At 46.4% G+C, this 2482-nt stretch carries 2 protein-coding genes and 1 pseudogene; 2 read left to right on the forward strand and 1 reads right to left on the reverse strand.

Annotated features, from left to right (window positions below; translation table 11 throughout):
* A pseudogene (locus B2089_RS09190) lies at window positions 1–540 on the reverse strand (propionate kinase); the annotation flags it as partial.
* Window positions 541–773: 233 nt separating this feature from the next.
* On the opposite strand from B2089_RS09190, the gene panB reads away from it, so the two are divergent.
* Together panB and panC are read left to right on the forward strand one after the other, a co-directional pair.
* Complete coding sequence (gene panB, locus B2089_RS09195; protein WP_296322598.1) at window positions 774–1556, forward strand: 3-methyl-2-oxobutanoate hydroxymethyltransferase; 783 nt, start codon at window positions 774–776, stop codon at window positions 1554–1556.
* 77 nt (window positions 1557–1633) lie between these two features.
* The gene (gene panC / locus B2089_RS09200; RefSeq protein ID WP_296686892.1) at window positions 1634–2389 is read left to right on the forward strand and encodes a pantoate--beta-alanine ligase; all 756 of its coding nucleotides are present in this window, start codon (window positions 1634–1636) and stop codon (window positions 2387–2389) included.
* Window positions 2390–2482: the final 93 nt, after the last annotated feature.

The following is a 2482-nucleotide window of genomic DNA, read 5'->3' on the forward strand; positions in this document are numbered from 1 at the left end:
GTGGAAACCGTAGCGGCGTGCTGCGAATTTTTCGTACCATTCTTTTGGAATTGCATAGCGGAACTGTGCAGGAGCCATTGTCTGGTGCCATGCTGTGTCGAGGACTGCAACATGAGGAACATTTGGAAGAACCTTCTGGGCAGCTTCGATACCCATGATGTTTGCAGGATTGTGGAGAGGTCCCAAATCCTGAACTGAGCGGAATGTCTCCAAAACTTCCGGAGTGACCTTAACAGATTTTGTGAATTTGTCGCCGCCATGAAGAACACGATGGCCTACAGCACCGATAACGCTCATGTCAGAGATAACGCCGTGGTCTTTGTCAGTAATAGCGTTAAGAATCAATTCGATAGCTTCTTTGTGAGTCGGACAAGGGCTTTCGAGAACGAATTTGTCCTTTCCCTTTGGCTTGTGTGTGATTACAGAACCGTCCTGAGTAACGCGCTCAACAACGCCAGTTGCCAAAACATCTTTGTTGTCCCAGTCATAAACCTGGTACTTTGCGGAAGAAGAACCGCAGTTCAAAGTAAGAATTACCATAAAATTCCTCTATAAAGTAAGATTTAAAAAATACAAAAATATTATAGGCATTTAGAGAAAAATTTGCAATGAAGCAGACAGTCTTCTTTTTTTATTGTATAATTTCCGCCCTTTCAGTATAGTAGGAGCATTGGCAGTGATTCTCGTTGAGAACATTGACCACAAAAATGTCATTCCGAAGATGTTTCGGAATCTCCTTTCAAAATTTTAGACTTGACCAGAAGGCAGGTACTATGACTACTCTAGATTTTCACAAATTCAAAAGCGAAAACCGCAAAATCTCAATGGTGACTTGTTATGATTCCACATTCGCAAAAATCATCAACGACTCAGACATTGACTGCATCCTTATCGGCGACAGCGCGTCCATGGTAATGCACGGCGAAAAGACCACCGTTCCCGCAAAAATGGAGTGGATGGAAGAGCACACCCGAAGCGTCCGAAACGGAGCACCCGACAAATACATCGTGGCAGACATGCCCTTTTTGACGACGCGAAAAGGCCTTGAGCACGCTACCGACTGCGCGGGCAGGCTTCTGGTTGCAGGGGCAAATGCCGTAAAAATTGAGGGTATTTTCGGGCAAGAAGAAATCATCGCCCACATCGTTCAGAGCGGAATCCCCGTAATGGCTCACCTTGGGCTTACACCCCAGTTTTACAACGCTTTCGGCGGCCACAAAATGCAGGGAAAAACCGAGGCGGCCGCAGAAAAAATAATCGAAGAGGCGAAACTTGCGGAAAAGCTGGGCTGTTTTGCAATCGTCCTGGAATGTATTCCGGCGGAGCTTGCCTCAAAAATCACAAAAGCTGTTTCTGTCCCCACGATTGGAATCGGAGCCGGAGTTGAATGTGACGGCCAGGTTCTCGTCTTGCAGGACATGCTTGGCATGACAGGCTTTAAGATGCGTTTTGTACGCCAGTATCTGAATGGTCTTGAGCTTATCAAGGGCGCGCTCAACCAGTACAGCGCAGACGTTCACGCAGGCTCATTTCCCGCGGGAGATGAAATTAAATAAAAACAAAACACAGATTACGCAGATTATATTAAATTATATCCGCGTTAATCTGCGTCGAATTTGTAAGGAAGAAAACTATGAAAATTATAAAAACTCCAGATGAATTTAAAGAAATCCGCAAAACTTTGAAGGGAAAATCAATCGGCTTCGTGCCTACTATGGGCGGCTTGCACAATGGGCATCTTTCCCTGATTAAGCGGGCGATTGCCGAAAATGATGTGAGCGTAGTCAGCGTTTACCTGAACCCAACCCAGTTCAACGATAAAAAGGACTTGGAGACTTACCCGGCGAACTTTGATGACGACTGCGCCTTGCTTGAAAAGGCTGGAGTTGACTATCTTTTCGCTCCAACTTACCCGGTCATGTACCCGGACGATTACAAATACATGCTCACCGAAAAAGATTTTTCAAAGGAACTCTGCGGAGCCAAACGCCCCGGACACTTTGACGGCGTTCTTACCGTGGTAATGAAGCTTCTGAACATCGTCAGCCCCACCCGCGCCTACTTCGGCGAAAAGGACTACCAGCAGTACAAGCTTTTAGACGGCATGGTAAAGGCTTTCTTTATGGATGTGACTCTCGTTCCCTGCCCAATCGTGCGTGAAGAAAACGGCCTTGCCATCTCCAGCCGCAACCGCAAGCTGAGCAAAGAAGGGCTTGCAAAAGCACCGAAATTCCACGAAATTTTGACCGGTGGCGGAAGCGAAGCAGAAATCACAAAGAAGCTGGAAGAAGCCGGCTTCAAGGTAGATTATGTGACAAAAAAAGAAAACAGACTCTACGCCGCCGTCTTCCTCGAAGATGTCCGTTTGATTGATAATGTAGAAAAGTGATTGATTTTAATAATCACAGCTAATGCAAAAAACGGCGCGAAGGAGCGAAACGGCTTACGAAAACACTCTGTTTGTGCTGCCGCGTAAGCGGCA

This window comes from Treponema sp. UBA3813, from assembly GCA_002368605.1.
GTDB lineage: Bacteria > Spirochaetota > Spirochaetia > Treponematales > Treponemataceae > Treponema_D.